The sequence below is a fragment of the Streptomyces phytophilus genome (assembly GCF_013870535.1).
GTDB lineage: Bacteria > Actinomycetota > Actinomycetes > Streptomycetales > Streptomycetaceae > Streptomyces > Streptomyces phytophilus.
Genome location: NZ_JACBXC010000777.1, coordinates 1 through 2,896, shown reverse-complemented (window position 1 = coordinate 2,896; position 2,896 = coordinate 1). Strand labels below are relative to the sequence as shown.

The window sequence follows — 2,896 nt, the reverse complement described above, 5'->3', positions numbered from 1 at the left end:
TGCCCCCCGGGCCAGCCGCCGACGGCGGAACTGGACCCCGACCGGCTGATCGAGCCACCGCCCGGTACGACGACCCTCACCCTGCCGGGCGTCTACACCTGCACGGCGGCGGCCGGCATCGTGAACTCCAGGAAGCTGAACGGCGCGCTCATCGCCAACGATCCGCACGCACCGACGCTCGACAGCGTCCGCGTCCTGCTGAACAAGCAGATGATTATTTCGCCCGGAAACTTCTACAACGGCACGCGAAATGTCGCCGAGTTCACTCTCCCCGACTCCGAGGCGACGTTCCTCACCTTCGGGTTCATGCCCGTCACGGGGAAGGTCGAGTTCACGAACGAGCCGATGACGATCGTCACAGAGCAGGGCTCCTCGATCGATACCAACGAGACCACCGCGGGCTTCTATCAGGCTCTCCGGGTTTACGACGTGAAGGTAAACGGAGTGCCGCTCGACGTGGGTGACAACTGCCGTACGAGCGCGCCTCTCGACGTCGTACTCAAAGGCAAGTACCCGGAGTACCGGGTCTTCACGGGGGGCACCTTGAGGAGCCTTGTCACGGTACCGCCCTTCACCGGTTGCGGCACGGGCGGGGAGGACCTGGACGCCGTCTTCACCTCGGCCCTGTCGGGCCCCGGGAACTACGTCGAGCTGAAGCAGTCGCCGCTGTGCACGATGCCCTGTACACCGGCAGTCCCCGAACTTCCCTCCGACGGCTGAGCAAGAACTTGCCCGGATTCCTTCGCGAAGGAATCCGGGCGAGCCGTCGCGGCCGGACGTCAGCCCGTCGGCGCCTGCGCGGCGCCGAGTTTCAGGCTGATGGTGTTCCCCTCGCCCGGGATGATCGCGTTGATCACGGGGGTGGCGAGCAGGCAGTGCTCGAAGTCGGGAATCGTGTACGTGCCGCTGAGCGTGCCGCCCCGGAACGGGTTGAATCCCGGCTCGGACTTGAGGGCTATCTCGGCGGGCACCTCGGTCTGGCAGTGGCTACCCACCCAGATCGGCAGCCCGGCGACCTTCAGCTCGGTGATCCGCAGCGTCAGCTTCGAGACCGTGTTGACCTCGCCCGTCGCGTTGCTGATGGTGCCGGCGGTGGGTTCGGTCTCGATGAACTCCGTGGTCGCCGTCGCGGGGATCAGGTCGAGCGTCTTGAAGGAGCCGGTGGCCGGCGGGAGCTTGGTGTTGGCGGTGAGCGCGCCCGTGGACAGGTCCACGGTGGTCTCCAGCTTTCCCGGGCCCAGTTCGAGGTCCGAGTCGGTGCCCGCGAGGTGCGTCGTGCCGGTCAGCGGGTAGTCGAGCCGGACGGGCGCGGCGCTCGCCGGGCCGGTGGTGGCGACGGTGAAGCCCGCCGCGGCGAGCAGCGCCAGCGCCGCGCGGCTCAGATTCCGCTGCCCTCTCGATAGAGTCAACCGTCTGGCCATCGAGAATCTCCTCAATGTCGTGTGGGGGAGCCCGGGTTGGTTACTGCCGACTGTCGGCGTGGGAATGCTACGCGCCAGTAATAAGGCTGGCAATGAGTCGGGTCCTGAGATCTCCGAATACGCGGGCGCGTTGTCAAGAGGTGAGAATTCAGGCCGGGAGATGTGTTGCCGGGTGAGTGTCGGCGGCCTGCGCGGGGGTCTTGTCATCCGTTGATAAAGCGGCGTGCCTGATTGCTCAGCGGGCGACAAGAAAATACCCGCTGGTAAGGAGGCGGTGACTTTCCCTGCCGCGGCTATTGATTCGCCGGTTACCCGTGCGTAGCGTCTCCCCCCGCAGGTGCTCGTGCAGCCCGTCCCCCAGCAAGGCCGCACCGCAGAAGTCGTGTCCGCCGCAGCGCGGATCTCACAGGCGCAGAGGCCGCACCGGCTGCTGCAGGACCCCTCATGGAGTGATGCACGCATGTGCCCGGCAGAACACGCGTCGCGCACCACCCGGACCCGGTCCCGCGGCGCTCTTTGCTCACTCGGAGACAAGGCCGGCGCCCGGGATTGTCACCCGTTGCCAGTCGTCGTCTGCGACCGGCGCCCCCGGCCGCCGGCTGTGCTGTGCTGTGCCCGCACCGGAGTTGACGGGACCGGCCGCGCTGTACACGGCCGGCGCCGCACACCCGCCAGGGGGCTGTGATGGGAATCGAAGTGGTCGTCGACGGCCTGACGAAGTCCTTCGGCCGCCAGAACATCTGGCGCGACGTCACGCTGACGCTGCCGGCCGGCGAGGTCAGCGTGATGCTGGGCCCGTCCGGCACCGGCAAGACCGTCTTCCTGAAGTCCCTCATCGGGCTGCTCAAGCCCGAGGAGGGGCAGGTGCTCGTCGACGGCGTCGACATGGTGAACGACCGCGAGCGCGACGTCTTCGAGGCCCGCAAGAAGTTCGGGCTGATGTTCCAGGACGGCGCGCTCTTCGGCTCGATGAGCCTCTTCGACAACGTCGCGTTCCCCCTGCGCGAGCACACCCGCAAGAAGGAGTCCGAGATCCGCCGCACCGTCATGGAGCGGATGGACCTCGTCGGCCTCGGCGGGGCCGAGGGCAAGCTCCCGGGCGAGATATCCGGCGGCATGCGCAAGCGGGCGGGGCTCGCCCGCGCGCTCGTCCTCGACCCGGAGATCGTGCTGTGCGACGAGCCGGACTCCGGTCTGGACCCGGTCCGTACGGCGTTCATCTCGCAGCTGCTCATCGACGTCAACGCGCAGATCGACGCGACGATGCTGATCGTCACCCACAACATCGACATCGCCTCCACCGTCCCCGACAACATCGGGATGCTCTTCCGCCGCAACCTCGTCACCTTCGGCCCGCGCGAGGTGCTGCTCACCAGCGAGGAGCCGGTGGTCTCGCAGTTCCTCAGCGGCAGCCGGCTCGGCCCCATCGGCATGTCGGAGGAGAAGGACGCGGCGACGCTCGCCGCCGAGGGCTT

Annotated in this window: 2 protein-coding genes and 1 pseudogene; 2 read left to right on the top strand and 1 reads right to left on the bottom strand. The window is 67.6% G+C overall.

Annotated features, from left to right (window positions below; translation table 11 throughout):
• Positions 1 to 720, top strand: a pseudogene (locus H5J30_RS25095) (DUF6801 domain-containing protein); the annotation flags it as partial.
• Between the two features lie 59 nt (positions 721 to 779).
• Here the strand turns inward: H5J30_RS25095 and H5J30_RS25090 are convergent.
• Complete coding sequence (locus tag H5J30_RS25090) at positions 780 to 1,421, bottom strand: hypothetical protein (RefSeq protein ID WP_181789630.1); 642 nt, start codon at positions 1,419 to 1,421, stop codon at positions 780 to 782.
• Between the two features lie 684 nt (positions 1,422 to 2,105).
• On the opposite strand from H5J30_RS25090, the gene H5J30_RS25085 reads away from it, so the two are divergent.
• The coding region (locus H5J30_RS25085; protein WP_181789629.1) for an ABC transporter ATP-binding protein at positions 2,106 to 2,896 on the top strand (791 nt) is incomplete at its 3' end.